The organism is Alloyangia pacifica, from assembly GCF_900116195.1.
GTDB lineage: Bacteria > Pseudomonadota > Alphaproteobacteria > Rhodobacterales > Rhodobacteraceae > Salipiger > Salipiger pacificus.
The window spans coordinates 45757-67028 of the sequence record NZ_FOZW01000007.1; the positions used below are offsets into that span (position 1 = coordinate 45757).

Annotated in this window: 24 protein-coding genes; 12 read left to right on the top strand and 12 right to left on the bottom strand. The window is 64.2% G+C overall.

Annotated features, from left to right (window positions below; translation table 11 throughout):
* Positions 1-2: 2 nt before the first annotated feature.
* Complete coding sequence (locus tag BM397_RS15365) at positions 3-614, bottom strand: sugar transferase (RefSeq protein WP_092425635.1); 612 nt, start codon at positions 612-614, stop codon at positions 3-5.
* A gap of 227 nt (positions 615-841) precedes the next feature.
* On the opposite strand from BM397_RS15365, the gene BM397_RS15370 reads away from it, so the two are divergent.
* Positions 842-1885 (top strand): polysaccharide biosynthesis/export family protein, encoded by a 1044-nt coding sequence (locus BM397_RS15370; protein ID WP_245696093.1) that lies wholly within the window; start codon positions 842-844, stop codon positions 1883-1885.
* Positions 1886-1963: 78 nt separating this feature from the next.
* On the opposite strand, the gene BM397_RS15375 is transcribed toward BM397_RS15370, so the two are convergent.
* The gene (locus tag BM397_RS15375) at positions 1964-2377 is read right to left on the bottom strand and encodes a c-type cytochrome (RefSeq protein WP_092425638.1); all 414 of its coding nucleotides are present in this window, start codon (positions 2375-2377) and stop codon (positions 1964-1966) included.
* 149 nt (positions 2378-2526) lie between these two features.
* Here BM397_RS15375 and idi point away from each other — a divergent pair, with 149 nt between their 5' ends.
* A complete protein-coding gene (gene idi, locus BM397_RS15380) occupies positions 2527-3042 on the top strand; it encodes an isopentenyl-diphosphate Delta-isomerase (protein ID WP_092425640.1) in 516 nt (171 codons plus the stop codon).
* 27 nt (positions 3043-3069) lie between these two features.
* On the opposite strand, the gene BM397_RS15385 is transcribed toward idi, so the two are convergent.
* The 3 genes from BM397_RS15385 to BM397_RS15395 are packed head-to-tail and all read right to left on the bottom strand — an operon-like array spanning position 3070 to position 5380.
* Entirely contained in the window at positions 3070-3660 is a 591-nt protein-coding gene (locus BM397_RS15385; protein ID WP_092425642.1) for a Smr/MutS family protein, read from the bottom strand.
* Positions 3657-4724, bottom strand: coding sequence for a murein transglycosylase A (gene mltA / locus BM397_RS15390; protein WP_092425644.1), 1068 nt, complete (start codon positions 4722-4724; stop codon positions 3657-3659). The genes BM397_RS15385 and mltA overlap by 4 nt, the downstream gene beginning before the upstream one ends.
* On the bottom strand, positions 4721-5380 hold the full coding sequence (locus BM397_RS15395) for a Tim44/TimA family putative adaptor protein (protein WP_092425646.1): 660 nt from the start codon (positions 5378-5380) through the stop codon (positions 4721-4723). The genes mltA and BM397_RS15395 overlap by 4 nt, the downstream gene beginning before the upstream one ends.
* A 105-nt stretch (positions 5381-5485) precedes the next feature.
* Between BM397_RS15395 and BM397_RS15400 the strand changes: the two genes are divergently transcribed.
* Both BM397_RS15400 and secB read left to right on the top strand, forming a co-directional pair.
* Positions 5486-5998, top strand: coding sequence for an FxsA family protein (locus BM397_RS15400; RefSeq protein ID WP_092425648.1), 513 nt, complete (start codon positions 5486-5488; stop codon positions 5996-5998).
* A gap of 51 nt (positions 5999-6049) precedes the next feature.
* Positions 6050-6568 (top strand): protein-export chaperone SecB, encoded by a 519-nt coding sequence (gene secB / locus BM397_RS15405; RefSeq protein ID WP_176806687.1) that lies wholly within the window; start codon positions 6050-6052, stop codon positions 6566-6568.
* Between the two features lie 22 nt (positions 6569-6590).
* On the opposite strand, the gene dnaQ is transcribed toward secB, so the two are convergent.
* Genes dnaQ through BM397_RS15425 form a run of 4 tightly spaced genes read right to left on the bottom strand, consistent with a single transcriptional unit; the run spans position 6591 to position 9292 of the window.
* Complete coding sequence (dnaQ, locus tag BM397_RS15410; RefSeq protein ID WP_092425650.1) at positions 6591-7283, bottom strand: DNA polymerase III subunit epsilon; 693 nt, start codon at positions 7281-7283, stop codon at positions 6591-6593.
* Positions 7276-7866 carry a dephospho-CoA kinase gene (gene coaE, locus BM397_RS15415; RefSeq protein WP_092425652.1) on the bottom strand — a complete coding sequence of 197 codons (591 nt, stop codon included), beginning with the start codon at positions 7864-7866 and terminating at the stop codon, positions 7276-7278. The genes dnaQ and coaE overlap by 8 nt, the downstream gene beginning before the upstream one ends.
* Positions 7866-8696 carry a shikimate dehydrogenase gene (locus BM397_RS15420; RefSeq protein ID WP_092425654.1) on the bottom strand — a complete coding sequence of 277 codons (831 nt, stop codon included), beginning with the start codon at positions 8694-8696 and terminating at the stop codon, positions 7866-7868. The genes coaE and BM397_RS15420 overlap by 1 nt, the downstream gene beginning before the upstream one ends.
* The gene (locus BM397_RS15425; protein WP_092425657.1) at positions 8693-9292 is read right to left on the bottom strand and encodes a Maf family protein; all 600 of its coding nucleotides are present in this window, start codon (positions 9290-9292) and stop codon (positions 8693-8695) included. The genes BM397_RS15420 and BM397_RS15425 overlap by 4 nt, the downstream gene beginning before the upstream one ends.
* Before the next feature lie 541 nt (positions 9293-9833).
* On the opposite strand from BM397_RS15425, the gene rho reads away from it, so the two are divergent.
* The 6 genes from rho to BM397_RS15455 are packed head-to-tail and all read left to right on the top strand — an operon-like array spanning position 9834 to position 16661.
* Positions 9834-11117: a transcription termination factor Rho gene (gene rho / locus BM397_RS15430; protein ID WP_092425659.1), complete on the top strand. Its 1284-nt coding sequence runs from the start codon at positions 9834-9836 to the stop codon at positions 11115-11117.
* A gap of 24 nt (positions 11118-11141) precedes the next feature.
* Complete coding sequence (gene mnmE, locus BM397_RS15435; protein ID WP_092425662.1) at positions 11142-12425, top strand: tRNA uridine-5-carboxymethylaminomethyl(34) synthesis GTPase MnmE; 1284 nt, start codon at positions 11142-11144, stop codon at positions 12423-12425.
* Between the two features lie 12 nt (positions 12426-12437).
* On the top strand, positions 12438-14306 hold the full coding sequence (gene mnmG, locus BM397_RS15440; RefSeq protein ID WP_425425941.1) for a tRNA uridine-5-carboxymethylaminomethyl(34) synthesis enzyme MnmG: 1869 nt from the start codon (positions 12438-12440) through the stop codon (positions 14304-14306).
* Positions 14303-14923: a 16S rRNA (guanine(527)-N(7))-methyltransferase RsmG gene (gene rsmG, locus BM397_RS15445; RefSeq protein WP_092425666.1), complete on the top strand. Its 621-nt coding sequence runs from the start codon at positions 14303-14305 to the stop codon at positions 14921-14923. The genes mnmG and rsmG overlap by 4 nt, the downstream gene beginning before the upstream one ends.
* Positions 14916-15725, top strand: a complete 810-nt coding sequence (locus BM397_RS15450; protein WP_092425669.1) for a ParA family protein — start codon at positions 14916-14918, stop codon at positions 15723-15725. The genes rsmG and BM397_RS15450 overlap by 8 nt, the downstream gene beginning before the upstream one ends.
* Before the next feature lie 27 nt (positions 15726-15752).
* On the top strand, positions 15753-16661 hold the full coding sequence (locus tag BM397_RS15455) for a ParB/RepB/Spo0J family partition protein (RefSeq protein WP_092425671.1): 909 nt from the start codon (positions 15753-15755) through the stop codon (positions 16659-16661).
* Between the two features lie 240 nt (positions 16662-16901).
* On the opposite strand, the gene hemW is transcribed toward BM397_RS15455, so the two are convergent.
* The 3 genes from hemW to rph are packed head-to-tail and all read right to left on the bottom strand — an operon-like array spanning position 16902 to position 19394.
* Positions 16902-18071: a radical SAM family heme chaperone HemW gene (gene hemW, locus BM397_RS15460; protein ID WP_092425673.1), complete on the bottom strand. Its 1170-nt coding sequence runs from the start codon at positions 18069-18071 to the stop codon at positions 16902-16904.
* A complete protein-coding gene (gene rdgB / locus BM397_RS15465; protein WP_092425675.1) occupies positions 18064-18687 on the bottom strand; it encodes an RdgB/HAM1 family non-canonical purine NTP pyrophosphatase in 624 nt (207 codons plus the stop codon). The genes hemW and rdgB overlap by 8 nt, the downstream gene beginning before the upstream one ends.
* Complete coding sequence (gene rph, locus BM397_RS15470; RefSeq protein ID WP_092425677.1) at positions 18684-19394, bottom strand: ribonuclease PH; 711 nt, start codon at positions 19392-19394, stop codon at positions 18684-18686. Before rph ends, rdgB begins: the two co-directional genes overlap by 4 nt.
* 138 nt (positions 19395-19532) lie before the next feature.
* Here rph and hrcA point away from each other — a divergent pair, with 138 nt between their 5' ends.
* Together hrcA and BM397_RS15480 are read left to right on the top strand one after the other, a co-directional pair.
* Complete coding sequence (gene hrcA, locus BM397_RS15475) at positions 19533-20597, top strand: heat-inducible transcriptional repressor HrcA (RefSeq protein WP_092425679.1); 1065 nt, start codon at positions 19533-19535, stop codon at positions 20595-20597.
* A gap of 9 nt (positions 20598-20606) precedes the next feature.
* Positions 20607-21161, top strand: coding sequence for a nucleotide exchange factor GrpE (locus tag BM397_RS15480; RefSeq protein ID WP_092425681.1), 555 nt, complete (start codon positions 20607-20609; stop codon positions 21159-21161).
* Positions 21162-21272 lie beyond the last annotated feature (111 nt).

Below are 21272 nucleotides of genomic sequence, written 5' to 3' on the forward strand. Positions count from 1 at the left end.
GATCAATGCAGGCCGATGCGCCGAACCACCGTCGCGGCCATCAGCCGCAGGTCGTAACAAAGGCTGCGGCGGCGGGCGTAGATCAGGTCGAGCCGTGCCTTGCGCGGCACGCAGCGCCGGCAATAGACCGCCTCGGTCTCGTCGGCATCGCGGCAGGGCGCGAGCAGCCGCTCCTCGGTGCGGTGAAAGGCGAGGGTGGCCAGCCCCGTCACCCCGGGGCGGGCCCGCAGCACCTCGGCGTAGAGCTCGGGGAACATCTCGGTGTAGCGGCGCAGCGGCGGGCGCGGGCCGACGAAGCTGATGTCGCCGCGCAGGATGTTCCAGAGCTGCGGCAGCTCGTCGAGCCTGCAGCGCCTGAGAAAGTTTCCCGTTTTCGAGATTCGGCCTGCCTTGTCGCCGCCCGACACCCCACGGTCCCGCGCATCGGGGCGCATGGTGCGGAACTTCCAAAGGCGGAAGGCCTGCTCCGGGGTCTTCATCCGCTCCGAGAGGTAGAGGACCGGCGCGCCGTCGCGGATCAGGATGGCGAGGGCCAGCCCCAGCAGAAGCGGCGACAGGACGATCAGCAGCAGCGAGGACAACAAGATGTCGAGCAACCGCTTCGAGAGCGTCATGACCGTCGGTCTCCTGTAGGCAAGCGCGCAACGCGCAGCGAAGAAATGCCGGGCCGGGGGACCGTTTTCTTTTCCCGCCCCCGGGATCTGTCTATCACCTTGTACAGGACTTTAGAATCCCTCGGAACGATCCGGAGACTGACGTGCCTACACGATCGCGAAGCCTCATTGCTCTCGTCGCGAGCCTTGCTCTTCTTTCCGGCTGCGCGCTGCCCCGGGGGGCCGCGGTGCAATCCGAAATCCTGGCGCAAGCGGACAAGGAGAATCCGAGCTTCCAGGTTGTCGAGGTAACCCGGTCCAACATGTCGCTGATCACCTCGTGGCCGCCGACCGGCCCGGTGCTCGACAGCCGGTGGCTTGGCACCAGCGCCGGTGCCGAGCAGAGCGTGATCCAGGCCGGCGACCTGGTCGACATCCGCATCTGGGACAGCCAGGAAAACTCCCTGCTGACCAATGCCGCCGAGAAATCCACCGTGTTGCCCAACGTGCAGGTCGATGCCGATGGCGCGATCTTCCTGCCCTATGTGGACGAGGTCTTCATCCGCGGCCTGACCCCGGCGTCGGCGCGCAAGCGCATCCAGGAAAAGCTCGAGGCGATCGTGCCCACGGCGCAGGTGCAGGTCAGCCTCACCGAGGGCCGCGGCAATGCCATCGAGATGGTCAGCGGCGTGGCCCGGCCCGGCAGCTTCCCGATGCCCTCTCGCAACTACAAGATTTTCGGCCTGATTGCCGATGCCGGCGGCATCAGCCCGACGCTGAAGAACCCGCTGGTGCGGCTGATCCGGCAGGGCAGCACCTACGAGATATCGGCACGCACCCTGATGGAGGACGGCCGCTACAACACGCTGCTGCTGCCCGGCGACTCGGTGATCATCGAGGAGGACTACCGCACCTTCACCGGCATCGGCGCCTCGTCGCGGCAGACGCTGGTGAACTTCCCCAAGGACGAGATCAATGCACTCGAGGCGCTGTCGCTGATCGGCGGCCTCTACGACGTGCGAGCCGATCCCACCGGCGTCATGGTGCTGCGCGAATATACCCCGCAGCAGCTGAGCCGGTCCGCCTCCAGGCCGAACATGCAGCAGGTGGTGTTCACCTTCGACATGACCACCGCCGACGGTCTCTTCGCCGCCCGCAAATTCCAGATCTATCCCGATGACGTGGTGCTCGCGACCGAGAGCCCGCTGGCCGGACTGCAGACCCTGCTCAGCATCGTCAACAGCGGCGTGACGACGACACAGCGTTCGGTGGCGGCTGCCAACGCCTTCTGATCGGACGCTGACCCACGCAGACAGAAAGGGCGCTCCCCGGGGAGCGCCCTTTTTCGATTTCGCGGTATATCCCGTGTCTTACTCGCCGACCGACGCGAGGTAGGCGTAGACGTCCTCGGCCCCCTTGCGCAGCTTGAAGGTCATGCCCGACCGCGCACCGCCGTCTCCGAGGTACTCCTTCAGGAAGGCCGAGGGGTCCTGGACGTAGGCCGTGAAGCTTGCCTCGTCCCAGACCAGCCCCTTCTGACCCGCCTCGACCACCGAGTCCTTGTAGCGGTAGCCTTCCTCGCTGCCGGCGGTGCGCCCGATCACCTCGTAGAGGTTCGGGCCGGTCTTGCCGCCTTTCTGGATCGGGGTGCCATCATCGGCCTGGATCATGTGGCAGGCGCGGCAGCGCTGTTCGAAGAGCTTCTTGCCCGCTTCTGCGTCACCCGCCTGCGCGGAGCCCGCCGCGATCATGGCTGCGATACCCAGTATCATCTTGCTGTACATACACTTCTCCAGTTTCGCGTCTCCAGGGACAGGTCTAGGACACTCTGCACCGCGGCGCGCTGCGACGGAATGCCCGGTGCCGAGAATTTCCCGTGGCTTGACCTTGATGCGGGCAGAGAGGAAACAGGCGCCTCAGATGGAGGCAAAGCATGGCCCAGGACATTCCCGCATGGGTGGACGGAGAGCTCGTTCCGGCGGAGAAACTCGATGTGCATCTCAAGGGGCTGCGTCACAAGGCGGTCTCTGTCTTCGTCATGCGCGACGGCCGTACCCTGCTGCAGCGCCGCGCTCTGGAAAAGTACCACACGCCGGGCCTCTGGGCGAATGCCTGCTGCACCCATCCGCACTGGAGCGAAGCACCGCGTGACTGCGCGCTGCGCCGGCTCGACGAAGAGCTGGGGCTGCGCGGTCTCGACCCGCTGTATCGCGGGCAGGTGGAATACCGCGCCGAGGTCGGCGGCGGCATGACCGAGCACGAGCTGGTCGACATCTTCGTGGCCGAGGCGGGGGCAGGGGTCGAACCCGCGCCCAATGCCGCCGAGGTGATGGATACCGCCTGGCTCACGCTGCCCGAGCTCCGCGCCCGCATCACGGCGGAGCCCGAGGCCTTCACCCCATGGCTGCGCATCTACCTCGCCGAACATGGCGAGATGATCCTGGGCTGAAGGGCGCCTCCCGGCGACCGCAGCGCCCTACCGCCGCTTCTTGAGATAGACGTAATAGGCCCCGCCGCCGCCGTGCTTGATATGCGCCTCCGAGACCTGCAACACGCAGGCCGAGAGCGGCGGCATGCGCAGCCATTGCGGCACCTGGGTCTTCAGCACGCCGCGACGACGCGGCATCGGGTCGTGCGGGTCCTCGCGCATGCCCTTGCCGGTGATCACCAGCACCAGCCGGAAGCCGCGCATCTGCGTGCCGAGGATGAAGCCCGCCAGCTCGCGATGCGCCTGATCCAGCGTCATCCCGTGCAGGTCGAGCCGTGCCTCGGGCTGCAGCTTGCCGCGCTTGAGCCGGCCGAAGGCCTTGGCGTCCATGCGCACCGGGTCCTGCGCCAGCCGATCCGAAGTAGAGGCGAAGAAGTCATGCCGCTCCTGCGGCGTCGGAGCGCGGGTGCCGAGCGCGAAGTTCTGCACCGGGTCGCGCGGCGCGATCGGCTTGCGCAGCTTGGACGGCTTCGGGGCAGGGGGTTCGGGTGCCACCTTGCGCCCCGGCAGCTTCTCGGCGCTGCGCGCGACCAGTTCCCAGAGCTCGACCTCATCGGGGCGCAGCTTGCGGCGGCTCACAGCACCGACTCCGGCAACAGCGCATAGGCGCGCTGGATCGGCAACAGCACCACGAGGCGGCCCGGATCCTTCATCGTGCCAGCGCGGCGCCCGGCCTCGTCGCCAGTGCCCATGAAGATGTCGGCGCGCTGCGGGCCCTTGATCGCCGAGCCGGTGTCCTGCGCGATCATCAGCCGGTTCAGGGGCTCGGCGCCCTGCTTCTCGATCCAGACCGGCGCGCCCAGCGGCACATAGGCCGGATCCACGGCGATCGAGCGCAGCGTGGTGATCGAACGGTTCATCGCCCCCAGCGGCCCCAGTTCGGCAGGCACCTCGTTCACCTCGCGGAAGAAGACGTAGGAGGGGTTGTGCATCAGCAGCTCGGCCCCTTCCTCGGGGTTCTCGCGCACCCAGGACTTGATCACCTGGGCCGAGACCTCGTGCAGGGTGAAGATGCCGCGCTGCACCAGCTCCTTGCCGATGGAGCGGTAGGGGTGGCCATTGGCGCCGCCGTAGCCGACCCGCAGGTGGTGGCCGTCGGGCAGGCGGATGCGTCCCGAGCCCTGCACCTGCAGGAAGAACAGCTCGACCGGATCGGCGATCCAGGCGATCTCGAGCCCGCGTCCCAGCATGGTGTCGCCGGTGACGATGTCGCGCCGGGTGAGCCAAGGGCCCTCGGTCTCGCCCACCTCGGGCGGCAGCCGGTAGATCGGATGGCTGTAAAGCGGATCGCGTTCCAGAGATCCCGCGATCTCCGGCTCGAAATAGCCGGTGAACAGCCCCTCGGTGCCTTCCTCCTCGTCCTCGGGCGCGCCGGTGATCATCACCGGACGGAAGAACAGCTCGAAGAAGTCGCGGGCATCGCCGGCATCCCGCGCCAAAGCGCAGAGCGACACCCAGTCCGGGTCGGTCATATCGCCGCAGGTGTTCAGGAAAACCGAAAGGGCGGCGGAATGATCATCCGTCGCCCATCCGTCGAGATCGCCGAAGCTCAGGATCTCGTAAGTGGTGTCGCTCTCCGCAGCGGCCATGGTCCCTGCCAGTATTGCTCCTGTCAGCACGGCCGCCCGGATCGCACGCCTCATTCGTCGGTCGCGACCAGCTGCCAGTTCGGATCGTCGCTACCCATGTTGCGGGCATAGGTCCAGACATCCTTCTGACGTTTCACCGAGGTCGGGCTGCCCTCGATCACCGCGCCGGTCGCGTCCTTCACCACAGAGGTCAGCTCGCCGGTGTAGCGCACCGTGATCTCGGCCAGCTTGGTGGCCTCGTCGAAGGTGGCCTCGACCAGCGACATTTCCCGCACGCCGACAAATTCCGCCTCGATGGTCAGCCCCTGCTGGCGGCGGCTTTCGACCACCTCGGCAAAGCTGTCGTAGACGTCGGGCGCGAGGAAGGGCTTCAGCTCTTCCACATCGCCGCGCTCGAAGCCCATGAGGATCATCTCATAGGCGCCGCGCGCGCCGCCGAGGAACTCGCCGACGTTGAAGCTCGGTTCGACCGCCTTCATCTTGGCCAGCGCCTTGGCCGAGGGGCTGCCCTCGGGGGCGTGGTCGATGATGTCATGATCCGGTCCGCCCTCGATCACCTCGAAGTCGCGACGGCTGTCGTCGCGGCGGGCGGGCGCCTGAGCGGGCGGCTTCTCAAACCCGTCGCGTGTGCCCAGCACGCTCCGCAGACGCAGGATCAGGAAGATCGCGATCGCGGCAAGTACCAGCAGCTGGACGATCGGCATATTCATCGGCACCTCTTGGGCAAAACATGGAAAATCTGATGTTGCATTCCTATGTAGGCACTGGGCAGCGCCAAGTCTACCGGTGCGCAGCCACGGAAAAGGAGTGAGGCCATGTGGCTTTTTCTGGCATTCGTCGCAGTGCCGCTGATCGAAATCGCGCTGTTCATCCAGGTTGGGGGGCTTATCGGGCTCTGGCCGACGCTGCTGATCGTCGTTGTCACCGCCATCCTGGGCACGGCGCTTGTCCGGCGCGAGGGGCTGCGGGCGCTCTCGGACGTGCAGAGTTCTTTCTCGCAGTTGCAGGATCCGACCCGGCCGCTGGCACATGGCGCGATGATCCTGTTCTCCGGCGCACTGCTGCTGACGCCCGGCTTCTTCACCGACGCCTGCGGTTTCGCGCTGCTGATCCCTGCAGTGCGCGACGCAGTGATGCGCTTCGTGTCGAGCCGCATCAAGGTGCAGCGCTTCGAGATGGGCGGGCGTCCCCAGAGCGGTCCGCGCCCCCAGACCGAACCCTACCGGCCCGGCCCGAAGTCACAAGATGACGTGATCGAGGGCGAATTCACCGAGATTCCCGGCTCCAAGCGGCCCAATCACCCTGGGTCAGGCTGGACTAAGCATTGAGCCGTTAACCCGGGGCTGCTATTCCGGTGCAAAATCCAACAGGAGATTTCCATGGCTGAAATCAGCGAAAATGGCGCGGCAGACGCGCAGCAGGCCCCCGCACCGGTGAAGATGAACGTGCTCGCGCAATTCGTGCGTGACATGAGCTTCGAGAACATCCTCGCGCAGAAGGGCGTGAGCGGTGAGGTCCAGCCCGACGTTCAGGTGCAGGTCAACCTCGATGCCAAGAAGCGCACGGCAGAGAACCAGTACGAAGTCGTGATGAAGCTGAAGGTCGAGTCCAAGTCGAAGGCGACCGGCGACATGCTTTTCATCCTCGAGATGGATTACGCCGGCGTGTTCAACATCGAGAACGTGCCCGCAGAGCAGCTGCACCCGTTCCTGCTGATCGAATGCCCGCGGATGCTCTTCCCCTTCGTGCGCCGCATCGTTTCGGATGTGACCCGCGACGGTGGCTTCCCGCCGCTGAACCTCGAAACCATCGATTTTGTCGCTCTCTACCGCAACGAAATCGCACGCCGTCAGCAGGCAACTGCCGCGGCCGGCGAAGAGCGCAAGCTCGACGCGTAAGCGACCTCCCGGTGGCGGGGCCTCAGCCCCGCGACCAGAGCGCGTTCTCTCCGAGTTTCTCGACAAAGGCGGCGTGAGCCGCCTTTTCTTCTTCCGTGATCCGTGACGGCAGCGGTGTCGCACGCCGCTGCGGCCGCCATTCTTCCTCGCCGCCCGCGCTGTTGCGGCCCGAGGACACCGGCGCCAGCACAAGGTCCGGCTGCTTGCCCCCGATCAGTTCCAGATAGACCTCGGCCAGGATCTCGCTGTCGAGCAGCGCCCCGTGCAGCGTCCGGCTGGAGTTGTCGATGCCGAAACGGCGGCAGAGCGCATCCAGCGAGGCGGGCGAGCCAGGGAACTTCTTGCGCGCGATCATAAGCGTGTCGATGGCGCAATCCTTCGGGAGTTGCGGACGGTTCGCCCACTTCAGCTCAGCGTTGAGAAATTTCACGTCGAACGTGGCGTTGTGGATCACCAGCTTGGCGTCGGTGCCGACAAAGGCGATGAACTCGTCGACGATCTTGGCAAACACCGGCTTGTCGCGCAGGAAATCGTCGCCCAGCCCGTGCACCTCGAAGGCCTCCTGCGGCATCGAGCGTTCGGGGTTGATGTACTGGTGGTAGACCTTGCCCGTCGGCACGTGGTTGTAGAGCTCGACCGCGCCGATCTCGACGATGCGGTCGCCCTGTTCCGGCTCGAAGCCGGTGGTTTCGGTGTCGAGAACGATCTCACGCATGGCGCCGCCTTTCGATGTCTTTCAGCACATCCTGAACCTGCGCGCGGGCATGGTCCAGCGTGTCCGTTGTAATCACGTAATCCGCGCGGGCGCATTTCTCGGCGTTCGGCATTTGCCGGGCAAGGATGCGGTCGAGGTCCGCCGCGCTCATCGTGCCGCGTGCCAGGACGCGCTCGCGCTGGATCTCTTCGGGGATGGTGACACAGGCCACCGCGTCGAATTCGGCTTCCGAGCCGGTCTCGTAGAGCAGGGGGATGTCGAAGACACCGATCGCCTCGGGATGCCCCTCGTCGAAGGCCGCGCGGTCGGCCCGCACCAGCGGGTGCACGATTGCCTCGATCCGCTTCAGCGCCCCGGCGTCCGCGGCGATGACCCCGCGCAGTGCCTCACGTGAAACCGCCTTCTCCACGATGGCCTGCGGGAATTCCGCCGCGATGGGGCCAACCGCCGCGCCGCCCGAGCCATAGAGCCTGTGCACCGCCGCATCCGCGTCCCAGACGGGGCAGCCCGCCTCGGCAAAGAAGGCCGCGGTCTGCGACTTGCCCATGCCGATGGAGCCGGTGAGGCCGAGCCGAAAGCGCATCAGAGCACCGCGTCTCGGGTGGCCTGATCCACGACCGGGCGCTTGCCGAACCAGCGCTCGAACCCGGGCACCGCCTGATGCAGCAGCATGCCCAGACCATCGACGCAGGTGCAGCCCAGCTCGCGCCCGATGCGCAGCAGCCGGGTCTCCAGCGGCGTATAAACGATGTCGGTCACCAGCGTGCCCGGCCGCAGCCCATCCAGCGGCACCCGCAGCTCGGGCTTGCCGACCATGCCGAGCGAGCTGGTGTTGACCACCGTATTCGCCTCTTCCAGCACGTTGCCCGCATGCACCCAGTCGATGACATGCACGCGCTGACCGAAATCGTCACGCAGGGCCTCGGCCCGGGTCCGAGTGCGATTGCTGAGGTAGAGCTTCGGCACGCCCGCCTCGAGCAGCGAGGTGATCACCGCGCGGGACGCGCCGCCCGCACCAAGCACGACGGCAGGCCCGGCATCGGCGCGCCAGCCCGGCGCGTTCTGCCTGAGGTTCTCGATGAAACCGTAGCCGTCGGTATTGTCGGCGTAGATCGTGCCGTTCTCGCGGAAGGTCAGCGTGTTGGCCGCCCCGATCAGAGTAGCCCGGTCCGACACGACATCGGCAATCTCCATCACCCGTTCCTTGTGCGGAATGGTGATGTTCACCCCGACGAAGCCGATCTGCGGCAGCAGGCGCAGCGTCTCTTCCAGCCGCGCCGCCGGCACGTCCATGGGAATGTAGTGACCGGGCAGGCCGTAGGTCTTCAGCCAGTGCCCGTGCAGAAGCGGCGAGCGGGAATGCGCGATGGGCGAGCCAATGACGCCCGCGAGAGGGATCCTGTCGCCGCTCATCCCGCGATCACCCCGCGCACTTCAAGAAAGCCCAGAAGCTCCAGCAGGGGCAGGCCCAGAATGGTGAAATGACTTCCCTCGATACTCGCGAACAGGCGCACGCCTTCCTCCTCCAGCTTGAAGCCCCCCACGGAGCTGCGCAGGCTCTCCCAGTTTCTCTCTATATAGTCATCAAGATAGGTTTCGGAGAAGGCACGCATCTTAAGACGGGCCACGCCGACATGCCGCCAGACCGGCTCGCCGCCCTCGTAGATCACCGCTGCCGAAAGAAGGTGCAGCCGCTGGTCGCGCAGCTCCATGAGCTGGGCCCGCGCGTCCTCGGTGCTCTGCGGCTTTGAATAGAGCTTGCCGTTGCAGCTCAGCACCTGGTCACAGCCCAGCACCAATGCCGCGGGGTTCCTGGCGGAGACTTTGCGCGCCTTGTACTCGGCCAGCGCGTCCGCCACGTCGCGCGGCGCCGCACCCTCGGCCAGCAGCGAGTCGCGAATCGAGGATTCGTCGACTTTCGCCACCTCGATCGCGAAGGAAACGCCCGCCGCGCGCAGCAGATCGGCGCGGATTTGCGAGCCGGAGGCGAGGATCAGCGGAAGACTCATGGGGATAAACCTGTTCGCAGTCTTGGGTCTTTGTCAGGGGAAGCTTCTGGGGAAAATCGCCCGTGGTTTCAAGGCTGGGGAGATCTCTCAAGGTTCACGTCGAGTCGCGGTGATTCCTGAGTCTGTGGGTTTTGATAACTTCCCACTGTGGAGAACAGGATCCGACCGGATCTCTCCAAGATCTGTCCACAATGGGGTACATCACCCTATAAGGGCTTTTTTATATGATCCAAACGCAGATTCACCCAAAGCAGATCCGAGAGATCTCCGCAGATCTATCCACAGAGGGATCCGCCGTGGACTAAGTTCCGTGAAACATTTGATCCACCGGACTCGGGTTACCCTTAACCAAAATCATCTCTTCTTTTCTTTCTTTAATTTTTTGAAAGGTACCGGGCGGCCCAGGCGGCTCGGTCCGGGAATTGACTTCGAGGGGGGGAGGGGATAGGCATCTTCTCAACACCTGTTCTGGTGGGACCTTCCCAAAAGACATACGCAGATAGCTGCGACAGCGACGGCCGACCGCGGCCCGGAGGAATTCATGACTGATGCCGATATCGTCGAGCGTCTGAACCTGTCCGATCTCAAGGCGCAGAGCCCGAAAGATCTGCTGGCGATGGCCGAAGAGCTGGACATCGAAAACGCATCGACGATGCGCAAGGGCGAGATGATGTTCCAGATCCTGCGCGAACGCGCGGACGAGGGCTGGACCATCTTTGGCGACGGCGTGCTCGAAGTGCTGCAGGACGGCTTCGGCTTCCTGCGCTCGCCCGAGGCAAACTACCTGCCGGGCCCCGATGACATCTATGTCTCGCCCGACATGATCCGGAAATACTCGCTGCGCACAGGCGACACCATCGAGGGCGAGATCCGTGCGCCTGACAACGAAGAGCGCTACTTCGCGCTGGTCGACGTCTCGGCGATCAACTTCGAGGATCCGGAACGCGCCCGCCACAAGATCGCCTTCGACAACCTGACGCCGCTCTATCCCGACGAGCGTCTGAAGATGGAAGTCGAGGATCCGACGATCAAGGACAAGTCGGCCCGGATCATCGATCTGGTCGCACCGATCGGCAAGGGACAGCGTTCGCTCATCGTGGCGCCGCCGCGCACCGGTAAGACGGTGCTGCTGCAGAACATCGCCAACTCGATCGAGAAGAACCACCCCGAGTGCTACCTCATCGTCCTGCTGATCGATGAACGCCCCGAGGAAGTCACCGACATGCAGCGTTCGGTGAAGGGCGAGGTTGTCTCCTCGACCTTCGACGAACCGGCGACCCGTCACGTGGCCGTTTCGGAAATGGTCATCGAGAAAGCCAAGCGCCTCGTCGAGCATAAACGAGATGTTGTGATTCTTCTCGACTCGATCACAAGACTTGGTAGGGCCTTCAACACTGTCGTGCCGTCGTCGGGCAAGGTCCTGACCGGTGGTGTCGATGCAAACGCGCTGCAGCGTCCGAAGCGTTTCTTCGGCGCGGCGCGGAACATCGAAGAGGGCGGCTCGCTCACCATCATCGCCACCGCGCTGATCGACACCGGCTCGCGCATGGACGAGGTGATCTTCGAAGAATTCAAGGGTACCGGTAACTCGGAAATCGTGCTCGACCGCAAGGTCGCAGACAAGCGCGTCTTCCCGGCGATCGATATCCTCAAGTCGGGCACCCGGAAAGAGGATCTGCTCACCGACAAGGTCGACCTGCAGAAGACCTTCGTCCTGCGCCGGATCCTCAATCCGATGGGCACGACCGACGCGGTCGAATTCTTGCTCTCCAAGCTTAAGCAGACGAAGACGAACGGCGAATTCTTCGACTCCATGAACAGCTAAACATAAACCGCAAAGGAGGCGGGGATGGATACGATCTTCGCACTTGCCAGCGCGGTGGGCAAAGCAGGCGTCTCCGTGGTGAGGGTTTCCGGACCTTCCGCATGGGACGCCTGTTCTCGTCTTTGCGGCGATGTTCCCGCACCGCGCCGGACCGCGCTGCGCAAACTGTCCGACGGGGCAGGGCAGGTGCTCGACGAAGCGCTGGTGCTCACCTTTGAAGACGGCAAGAGTTTCACCGGCGAACAGGTCGTCGAGTTCCATTTGCATGGCAGCATTGCCATCCTGCGCGCAGTGCTTCGCGAGCTCGCGGCGATGGAGGGGATCCGTCAGGCAGAGCCCGGCGAATTCACCCGGCGGGCGCTGGAGCATGATCGGCTGGATCTCACCCAGGTCGAGGCGCTGGCGGATCTGATCGAGGCCGAGACCGAAAGCCAACGCAGCCAGGCGATGACGATTTTCGCCGGGGCGCTCGGCAAGAAAGTGGACGGCTGGCGTGAAGAGCTGATTTTCGCCGCCTCTCTGCTCGAGGTGACGATCGATTTCGCCGACGAAGAGGTTCCGGTCGACGTCAGCGACGATGTGCGTGCAGCGCTCCTCAAGGTGAAGACGGAGATCGAGCGCGAACTGGCCGGAGTTGACGCAGCGGAACGCATCAGATCCGGTTTCGAAGTTGCGATCATTGGTCGGCCAAATGTCGGAAAGTCCACTCTTCTCAATGCCTTGTCAGGTAGAGACGCGGCAATCACCTCGGAACATGCGGGCACGACCCGCGATGTGATCGAGGTGCGTATGGAAATTGCGGGCCTGCCCGTGACGCTTCTTGATACCGCAGGTCTGCGAGAGGCCGCGGATCCGGTCGAAAAGATCGGTATTCAGCGCGCCCGGGACCGCGCTGAGCTGGCGGACCTGCGGGTCTTTCTGCTCGAGGCGGATGAGACGTTGGACGTTGTTCCGCGCAAGGGTGACATCGTCCGCCGCTCCAAGGGAGATCTCTCTGGAGACGCGCAGGCGATTTCCGCCGCCACGGGGCAGGGGATAGAGGCGCTGATCTCGGAAATTGGTGGCATCTTGTCCGAGCGCGTACAGTCCAGCGGCCTCGCCACGCGGGAGCGCCACCGAATCGCCTTCCAGGAAGGCGCCGATTCGCTCACAACCGCGCTGGAATTGCTTGATTTCGGACCGGAGCGGTACGATATCGCTGCAGAGGAAGTCCGGGTCGCGATTCGACGCCTTGAAGCCCTGATCGGCCGCGTCGATGTTGAAAATTTGCTGGACAAGATCTTCTCGAGCTTCTGCCTGGGTAAGTAAGGAGTGTTTCACGTGAAACAACTCGATTTTGACGTCGTCGTCGTGGGCGGCGGACATGCGGGCACCGAGGCCGCCGCGGCTTCGGCGCGAATGGGCGCAAAAACGGCGCTTGTCACCCTGACCCGAGCCGGGATCGGGGTCATGTCGTGCAATCCGGCCATCGGCGGGCTCGGAAAGGGCCATTTGGTGCGCGAGATTGACGCTATGGATGGTGTTATGGGCCGTGTGGCGGACCAGGCGGGCATCCAGTTCCGCCTGCTGAACCGTCGCAAGGGTCCCGCCGTTCAAGGGCCGCGGACCCAGGCAGACCGGAAGCTCTACCGCGAGGCCATGCTGCGCGAGATGGAAGCCGCGCCGAACCTTTCCATCGTGGAAGGGGAGGTCACGGACCTGTTGAAGACCGGCGATCTTGTGCAAGGTGTGGTCCTTGCCGATGGATCCGTGCTCAGATCCGGTGCTGTGGTGCTCACTACAGGTACCTTCCTGCGCGGCGTCATCCATATCGGTGATCAGAAGCGCCCCGGCGGCCGCATGGGCGACAAGCCCGCGGTCAAACTGGCGGAGCGGCTCGACGAGATGGCGCTGCCGCTTGGACGTCTGAAAACCGGCACGCCGCCGCGTCTGGATGGGCGGACGATCAATTGGGAGATCCTCGACAGCCAGCCCGGCGATGACGATCCTGCCATGTTCTCTTTCCTGTCGGCCTCGCCCTTCGTGCGGCAGATTTCCTGCGGGATCACTCATACAAATACGCGCACGCACGAGCTGATCCGCGACAACCTTTCCAGGTCCGCCATGTATGGCGGGCATATCGAGGGCATCGGTCCGCGCTACTGCCCCTCGATTGAGGACAAGGTGGTGCGTTTCGCCGACAAGGACTCTCACCAGATCTTCCTTGAGCCGGAGGGCCTGGACGACCACACGGTTTATCCCAACGGGATTTCGACATCGCTGCCCGAGGACGTTCAAGAGGCCTATGTCCATTCAATCGTCGGCCTCGAGAACGCCAGGATCCTGCAGCCTGGTTACGCCATCGAGTATGACTACATCGATCCCCGGGCGCTGGACCTGCGGCTCTCGGTGAAATCTGTTTCGGGCCTCTACCTCGCGGGGCAAATCAACGGTACGACCGGGTACGAAGAGGCGGCAGCACAGGGCATGGTCGCAGGTCTGAACGCCGCGGCGCAGAGCCTCGGGCGGGAGGAAATCACCTTCAGCCGTGCGGAAAGCTATATCGGCGTTATGATCGACGATCTGACATCGCGCGGTGTGACGGAACCCTACCGAATGTTCACCTCGCGCGCCGAGTTCCGTCTGTCCCTGCGCGCCGACAACGCGGACCAGCGCCTGACACCCATGGCATTGGCGCTCGGCTGCGTGTCCGAAACGCGCAAGAGGGCGTTCCTCGAAAAGTCGGAAGATCTGGAGCGGGGCAGGGGCGTGCTCGGCGAGATCACGATGACCCCGCGCGAGCTTGGAGAACTGGGGCTGAAAATGAACGCAGACGGCGCGCGGCGCAGTCTGTTCCAATTGCTCTCCTTTCCTGACATCTCTATGGACTTCCTGCGTGAGCACGTTCCGGAACTCAGCACCATTGCGCCCGAAATCGGAGAGCAGCTGGCCAAGGACGCGCTATACGCCAATTATATCGATCGCCAGAAGCGCGATGTGGATGCGCTGAAGCGCGACGAGACCTATCAGGTGCCATCCGACTTCGACTTCTCGACGATTGAAGGGCTTTCCACCGAATTGAAGCAAAAGCTTGCGCGGGCAAAGCCCTCGACGCTTGCACAGGCGGCGAAAGTCGACGGGATGACACCGGCGGCGCTTTCGCTTCTTCTTATCCGGCTCCGGCGCAACGACAAGGCGCGCAGCGCATGAGCGATCTGGACCTTGGGGGCGGGCTCAGTGTTTCACGTGAAACATGGGACCGCCTCGAGCACTACACGGACCTTCTGAAAAAGTGGAATCCGCGGATCAATCTCGTTTCGCCGACGACTTTGGCCGAGGCCTGGACCCGGCACATCGTAGATTCTGCGCAGATCTGGGGTATTCCACAGACATACCCACAGCATTGGGCAGACCTGGGCGCAGGCGGGGGCTTCCCGGGCCTTGTCGTCGCAATTCTGCGCGATGAATTCACACCGGAGATGAAGGTAACGCTGGTCGAAAGCGATCAGCGAAAATGCGCGTTCCTGCGGACAGTTCTCCGCGAGACCGGCGTCGAAGCGAATGTCGAAGCCCGCAGGATCGAGGAAATTCCCCCGCTTGGTGCGGACCTGCTCAGCGCCCGCGCGCTGGCTTCGCTCGATAAACTTTTGGGCTTCGCTGAACGTCACCTGTGCGAGAATGGCACTGCGCTCTTTCCCAAGGGCGCGCAGGCCGAAAAAGAAATCGCAGATGCACGCAAGATGTGGCAGTTTGATCTGGTACGGCATACAAGCCTTACGGATCCCCAAGCGGTTGTCTTGCAAATCGGAGCGCTGACTCATGTCTGATTCCATCCGGCCCGGCGCGGCCAAGATCGTAGCCATCGCCAACCAGAAGGGCGGGGTGGGCAAGACCACGACGACGATCAACCTCGGTGCGGCGCTGGCGGAGCGCGGCTTGAAGGTGCTGATCGTTGACCTCGATCCGCAGGGCAACTCGTCCACGGGGCTCGGCATCGAGCCTGAAGCGCGCGAATACACGGCCTATGAGCTGCTGCTTGAGGACGCACCGCTGTCGGACATGATCCTCGAGACGGAGACGGCGAATCTGAAGCTGATCCCGGCAACGGTGGATCTGGCCTCGGCGGACATCGAGCTGGTGGCGAACGAAAAGCGCAGTTTCCTGCTGCACGACGCGCTGCGGCAGGCGGACATGGCGCAGTTCTGCTTCGATTACATCCTGATCGACTGCCCGCCGTCGCTGAACCTTCTGACGGTCAATGCCATGGTCGCGGCGCATTCGATCCTTGTGCCGCTGCAGAGCGAGTTCTTTGCACTTGAGGGTCTGTCGCAGCTGATGCTGACAATCCGCGAAGTGCGGCAGAGCGCCAATCCCGACCTGCGGATCGAAGGCGTGGTTCTGACCATGTTCGATGCGCGCAACAACCTGTCGCGGATGGTCGAGGAAGACGCACGGGCGAACCTTGGTGACCTGGTGTTCAACACGGTGATCCCGCGGAACGTGCGGGTCAGCGAAGCGCCGTCCTATGCCTGTCCGGTGCTGACCTACGACACCAATTCCAAGGGCGCGCTGGCCTATCGGGCGCTGGCGGACGAGCTGTTGCGCAACAATGCGCAGATGGCGGCCTAAGACGAAATTCGAGACAAGAGGGCAGTTATGGCAGAGAAACGCGAAATGCGTCGGGGACTCGGGCGGGGACTGTCGGCCCTGATGTCGGATGTGGATGTGCGCCCCGCGGTGGTGGCCGAGGAAGAGGCGGCGCCGCGGACTCCCGACCGGATGATTCCGATCGAGAAGCTGTTCCCGAACAAGGACCAGCCGCGCCGGACCTTCACCCCCGAGCAGCTCAACGAGCTTTCGGAATCGATCCGCACCAAGGGGATTATCCAGCCGATCATCGTCCGGCCGCGGCCCGGATCGGAAGGTGAGTTCGAGATCGTCGCGGGCGAACGCCGCTGGCGCGCCGCGCAGATGGCGCAGCTGCACGAGGTGCCCGCGCTGGTGCGGGAATTCGACGACATCGAGGTGCTCGAAGTCGCGATCATCGAGAACATCCAGCGCGCGGACCTGAACGCCATCGAAGAGGCGGCGGGCTACAAGCAGCTGATGAACCGCTTCGGGCACACGCAGGAAAAGATCGCCGAGGCGCTTGGCAAGAGCCGCAGCCATATCGCCAACTTGCTGCGCCTGCTGAACCTGCCGGAGACCGTTCAGACCATGGTGGTCGAGGGCGAGCTGACGGCGGGCCACGCGCGCACGCTGATCACCTCGGAGAACCCGGAAGAGCTGGCAAAAGAGATCGTGCGGCGCAAGCTCTCGGTCCGCCAGGCCGAACAACTGGCCAAGCCGCAGACACAGAAAGCACCGAAACAGGGCCTGAACGGCTTTGGTGGCGGGCAGAAGGATGCGGACACTCGGGCGCTTGAGGGGGATCTCTCGGCGGCGCTCGGCATGAAGGTTGCGATCCAGAACGCGCCGGGCGCGGAGAGCGGCAAGCTGGTGGTCAGCTACCAGAGCTTCGAGGAACTCGACAAACTCTGCGCAATCCTCAGCGCCGCGCGCTGAAGGATCTCCACAGGATCCTGTGGAGAGATCTCGCTGCGTTTCACATGAAGCAATAAACGCAGGCGCGGGGCAGGGCGTTTGTTCACCAGATCTGATCGGATCCGTCGGATCTGGTTCAAATTAAGAAGGCCGAGCCCCTGTGGCTCGGCCTTCTTGTTTTCCGGGTTTCCGATAGAAGAGAGATCTCCACAGGATCCGGCCGGATCCTGTGGGTAACGTTTCACATGAAACGGTGAAGCGTCAGTTGGTCAGAAGCTCTGAGATCACGCCGTTCAGCACCAAACGGCCCTCGGTGGTGGCGCCGATCAGGTCACGTTCGCGCCAGATCAGGCCGAGGTCCTGAAGCTCGGTCAGCTTGTGGGCGGGCAGGGGCTTCGGTGAGATCTCGGCAAGACGCGCAAGCGAGATCCCCTCGCTCAGCCGCAGACCCATCATGACAAATTCTGTCATGATGTCCTCGGTGCCGAGCGGGTCGAAGACGCTGTCGGCACGTCCGGTCTCGGCTTTCTCGATCCAGGCGCCGGGCATCTTCCAGGCCTCGGTGGCGTGGCGCGTGCCGTTCACCGTGACGCGGCCATGAGCGCCGGGGCCGACGCCGACGTAATCGCCGCCGCGCCAGTATACGAGGTTGTGCCGGGACTGCGCGCCGGGCTGGGCGTGGTTCGAGACTTCGTAAGGGGCGTAGCCCGCCTTCGCCGTGATCTCCTGCGTCGCGAGGAACATGTCGGCGGCGAGGTCTTCATCGGGCAGCTTCTTCATCTGGCCACGCTGCGCGCGCTCCCAGAACATCGTGCCTTCCTCGATGGTCAGCTGATAGAGCGACAGGTGGTCTGCGGCGAGATCGAGCGCCTCGCGCAACTCGGCCTCCCAGCCTTGCAGGGTCTGGTTTTCGCGCGCGTAGATCAGGTCGAAGTTGACCCGCTCGAAGACCGACTTGGCGGTTTCGAGCGCGACGATCGCCTCACCCACGTCATGCAACCGCCCGAGGCGGCGCAGATCGTCCGGTCGCAGGCTCTGAATGCCCATGGAGACCCTGTTCACACCCGCGTCGCGGAAGCCCTCGAACTTTGAGACCTCGACCGAGCGGGGGTTTGCCTCGAGCGTGATCTCGATGTCGTTGGCCCAGGTCCAGTGCTCCTTGGCGGCGTCCAGCACCGCCTGCACCGTCGCCGGCTCCATCAGCGAGGGCGTGCCGCCGCCGAAATAGATCGAGTTGAGGATGCGCCCCGAGGTCATCTCGCCGTAGCGGCGGACCTCGGAGCTCAGTGCGTCTGCCCAGCGGGTCTGGTCGATCGACCGGACGACATGGCTGTTGAAGTCGCAGTAGGGGCATTTGGCCTCGCAGAAAGGCCAATGCACGTAGAGGCCGAAGCCTCCTTCACGCCAGGTTTCAGGCCCGGACTCAGGCATCGTCCTTGGCAAAGCAGCCCTTCACGAACTTGGCAAAGGCATCGGCACGGTGGCTGATGCGGTTCTTCTCGTCGCTGTCCATCTCGGCGAAGGTGATCTCGTAGCCTTCGGGCTGGAAGATCGGGTCGTAGCCGTGGCCGTTCTTGCCGCGCATCGGCCAGACCACCGTGCCCTCCATCACGCCGGGGAAGACGGCATCGGTGCCATCGGGCCATGCCAGGACCAGCGTGCAGTTGAAGCGCGCGGTCCAGGGCTGCTCGGCGCCTGACTGCAGCAGGGCGTCATGGGTTTTGCCCATGGCCATGATGAAGTCGCGGCCATTGCCGGTTTCGGCCCAATCGGCGGTATAGACACCGGGGGCGCCGTCCAGGGCATCCACCGAGATGCCGCTGTCGTCGGCCAGCGCGGGCAGGCCGGTGGCCGAGGCCGCGGCATGCGCCTTGATGCGGGCGTTCTCGACGAAGGTGGTGCCGGTTTCCTCGGGTTCGGGAAGGTTCATCTCTTTCGCACCCACGACCTCGACCCCGTAGGGCGCGAGCAGCTCGGTGATCTCCTCGAGCTTGCCCGCGTTGTGGGTCGCGACGAGCAGTTTCTTGTCGCTGAACACCCGGGTCATTTGCAGGCCGCCAGCTGCGCTTGGACGAGCTGCGAGACGCCGGCCTCGGCGAGATCCATCAGCTTGTTCATCTGGTCACGGCTGAAGGTCGCGCCCTCTGCGGACATCTGAACTTCGATCAGCTGGCCGTCGCCGCGCAGGATGAAGTTGCCGTCAACGCCCGCCTCGCTGTCCTCGGCATAGTCGAGGTCCAGTACCGGCTGGCCGGCATAGATGCCGCAGCTCACCGCCGCGACCGGGGTCAGCGGGTCGGTGCTGATGGCGCCGGTCTTCATCAGCTTGTTCACCGCAAGGCGCAGTGCGACCCAGCCGCCGGTGATCGAGGCGCAGCGGGTGCCGCCGTCGGCCTGGATCACATCGCAGTCGATGGTGATCTGGCGCTCGCCGAGCGCGACGCGGTCGACACCGGCGCGCAGGCTGCGGCCGATCAGGCGCTGGATCTCGACGGTGCGTCCGCCCTGCTTGCCGGCGGTCGCCTCGCGGCGCATGCGCGAGCCGGTGGAACGCGGCAGCATGCCGTATTCCGCGGTGACCCAGCCAAGGCCGCTGCCCTTCACGAAGGGCGGCACGCGGTCTTCCAGCGTGGCGGTGCAGAGCACGTGGGTGTCGCCCATCTTGATCAGGCAGGACCCTTCGGCATGTTTCGTGACGCCCGTCTCGATTGAAACGCTGCGCATATCGCTTAGATCTCGTCCAGAAGGTCTCATGAGTGCCTCTCTTCTCGGTTGCTGCCGGGATACTGGGGCTGATGCTGTCTCGCAACCCCGATTGGCGGCGCGATCCATGGCCTGATTGACGCGCGCCGAAGCGGGCCTTTAATGACCCTGAACAGCCGGAGCATGTGGATGAAAGAGGGTAACCGTCTTCTCGAGGAAATGAACGATCGCTCGCGCGAGGTGTTTCGGCGCGTGGTGGAGTCCTATCTCGAGACGGGAGAGCCGGTGGGCTCGCGCACCCTGACGCGCAGCCTGTCCGAGAAGGTCTCGGCCGCGACCATCCGCAACGTGATGCAGGATCTCGAATATCTCGGCCTGCTCGACAGCCCGCATGTCTCGGCGGGGCGGGTGCCGACGCAGGTGGGACTGCGCATGTTTGTCGACGGGCTGCTCGAGGTGCGCGACCTCGACAATTCCGACCGGCTGGCGCTGGACGCGACCACCACGCAGGGTGGCGATGACGTCGGCGGGCTGCTCGACAGGGTCGGTGCCGCGCTTTCCGGCGTAACCCACGGTGCTTCCCTGGTTCTGACGCCGAAGCACGAGGCGCCGGTCAAACATATCGAGTTCGTCTCTCTCGGCCACGACAGGGCGCTCGTGGTGCTGGTCTTCGGCGACGGGCATGTCGAGAACCGGCTGTTCCGCCCGCCCGCCGGTCAGACCCCCAGCTCGATGCGCGAGGCGGCGAATTTCCTCAACGCGCTGATCGAGGGCAAGACGCTCTCTGAACTGCGCGGCGAGATCTCGCGGCAGATCGCCACCCGCCGGCAGGAGATCGACACGTTGGCGGCGGAGCTGATCGAAACAGGCATGGCCGCCTGGGAGAAGGACGCCGACAATTCGGCTCGGCTGATCGTCCGTGGGACGTCGAATCTGCTGGGTCAGGAGGGCGAGGCGGAGGAGCTGGATCGCATCCGCTCGCTGTTCGACGACCTCGAACGCAAGCGGGATATTGCCGAGTTCCTGCAGCTTGCGGAATCCGGCGACGGGGTCCGTATTTTTATCGGCTCCGAGAACAAACTTTTCTCACTTTCGGGTTCCTCTCTGGTGGTCTCTCCATATATGAACGCGGATCGAAAGATAATCGGTGCGGTCGGGGTCATCGGACCCACGCGGCTCAACTACGGGCGGATCGTACCCATCGTGGACTACACGGCACAGCTGGTCGGCAGGCTGATTGCCGAGCGGAGCTAGAGGTTAGACATGGCAGACGCGAAGAAAGACGAATTCCTCGACGACATCGAGGCGGCAGAAGCAGAGGCTTTCGCTGACGAGATGGAAGAGATCGACAACGAGGCGCTCGAGCTCGACTCGCTGCGCGCCGAGCGCGACGAGTACAAGGACCGCTTCATGCGGGCGCTGGCCGATGCCGAGAACGCCCGCAAGCGCGCCGACAAGGATCGCCGCGAGGCGCAGCAGTACGGTGGCTCGAAGCTCGCCCGTGACCTGCTTCCGGTTTATGACAACCTCAACCGCGCGCTGAACGCCGCGCGCGAAGCTGAGGCTGGCGAGGCGCTGATCGAGGGTGTGGAACTGACCCTGCGCGAGCTGACCAACGTGTTCAGCAAGCACGGGATGACCGCGATCAGCCCTCAGGTCGGCGACAAGTTCGACCCGAAGATGCACGAGGCGATGTTCGAGGCCCCGGTGCCGGGCACCAAGGCCGGCGAGATCATCCAGGTCTCGGCCGAGGGCTTCATGCTCTACGACCGCCTGCTGCGCCCCGCGCAGGTTGGCGTCAGCTCGATGCAGGGCTGATTCCTTCAGGCACCGACATGCAAAACCCCCGGTCGCGAGACCGGGGGTTTTTCTTTGGGCGCGCCCAGCCTTGGTTTCACGTGAATCCAAACGGAGCATGGATTCACGTGA

What these genes read in the sequence shown, in the direction of transcription:
- BM397_RS15400 (WP_092425648.1), top strand. Translation starts at nt 5,486, where the DNA reads ATGTGGCTTTTTCTGGCATTCGTCGCAGTGCCGCTGATCGAAATCGCG.
- hrcA (WP_092425679.1), top strand. Translation starts at nt 19,533, where the DNA reads ATGAAAGAGGGTAACCGTCTTCTCGAGGAAATGAACGATCGCTCGCGC.
- BM397_RS15425 (WP_092425657.1), bottom strand. Translation starts at nt 9,292, where the DNA reads ATGAGTCTTCCGCTGATCCTCGCCTCCGGCTCGCAAATCCGCGCCGAT.
- rph (WP_092425677.1), bottom strand. Translation starts at nt 19,394, where the DNA reads ATGAGACCTTCTGGACGAGATCTAAGCGATATGCGCAGCGTTTCAATC.
- hemW (WP_092425673.1), bottom strand. Translation starts at nt 18,071, where the DNA reads ATGCCTGAGTCCGGGCCTGAAACCTGGCGTGAAGGAGGCTTCGGCCTC.
- rsmG (WP_092425666.1), top strand. Translation starts at nt 14,303, where the DNA reads ATGAGCGATCTGGACCTTGGGGGCGGGCTCAGTGTTTCACGTGAAACA.
- secB (WP_176806687.1), top strand. Translation starts at nt 6,050, where the DNA reads ATGGCTGAAATCAGCGAAAATGGCGCGGCAGACGCGCAGCAGGCCCCC.
- rho (WP_092425659.1), top strand. Translation starts at nt 9,834, where the DNA reads ATGACTGATGCCGATATCGTCGAGCGTCTGAACCTGTCCGATCTCAAG.
- mltA (WP_092425644.1), bottom strand. Translation starts at nt 4,724, where the DNA reads ATGAGGCGTGCGATCCGGGCGGCCGTGCTGACAGGAGCAATACTGGCA.
- BM397_RS15480 (WP_092425681.1), top strand. Translation starts at nt 20,607, where the DNA reads ATGGCAGACGCGAAGAAAGACGAATTCCTCGACGACATCGAGGCGGCA.
- mnmE (WP_092425662.1), top strand. Translation starts at nt 11,142, where the DNA reads ATGGATACGATCTTCGCACTTGCCAGCGCGGTGGGCAAAGCAGGCGTC.
- BM397_RS15375 (WP_092425638.1), bottom strand. Translation starts at nt 2,377, where the DNA reads ATGTACAGCAAGATGATACTGGGTATCGCAGCCATGATCGCGGCGGGC.
- BM397_RS15395 (WP_092425646.1), bottom strand. Translation starts at nt 5,380, where the DNA reads ATGAATATGCCGATCGTCCAGCTGCTGGTACTTGCCGCGATCGCGATC.
- idi (WP_092425640.1), top strand. Translation starts at nt 2,527, where the DNA reads ATGGCCCAGGACATTCCCGCATGGGTGGACGGAGAGCTCGTTCCGGCG.
- BM397_RS15455 (WP_092425671.1), top strand. Translation starts at nt 15,753, where the DNA reads ATGGCAGAGAAACGCGAAATGCGTCGGGGACTCGGGCGGGGACTGTCG.
- coaE (WP_092425652.1), bottom strand. Translation starts at nt 7,866, where the DNA reads ATGCGCTTTCGGCTCGGCCTCACCGGCTCCATCGGCATGGGCAAGTCG.
- rdgB (WP_092425675.1), bottom strand. Translation starts at nt 18,687, where the DNA reads ATGACCCGGGTGTTCAGCGACAAGAAACTGCTCGTCGCGACCCACAAC.
- BM397_RS15365 (WP_092425635.1), bottom strand. Translation starts at nt 614, where the DNA reads ATGACGCTCTCGAAGCGGTTGCTCGACATCTTGTTGTCCTCGCTGCTG.
- BM397_RS15420 (WP_092425654.1), bottom strand. Translation starts at nt 8,696, where the DNA reads ATGAGCGGCGACAGGATCCCTCTCGCGGGCGTCATTGGCTCGCCCATC.
- BM397_RS15450 (WP_092425669.1), top strand. Translation starts at nt 14,916, where the DNA reads ATGTCTGATTCCATCCGGCCCGGCGCGGCCAAGATCGTAGCCATCGCC.
- dnaQ (WP_092425650.1), bottom strand. Translation starts at nt 7,283, where the DNA reads ATGCGTGAGATCGTTCTCGACACCGAAACCACCGGCTTCGAGCCGGAA.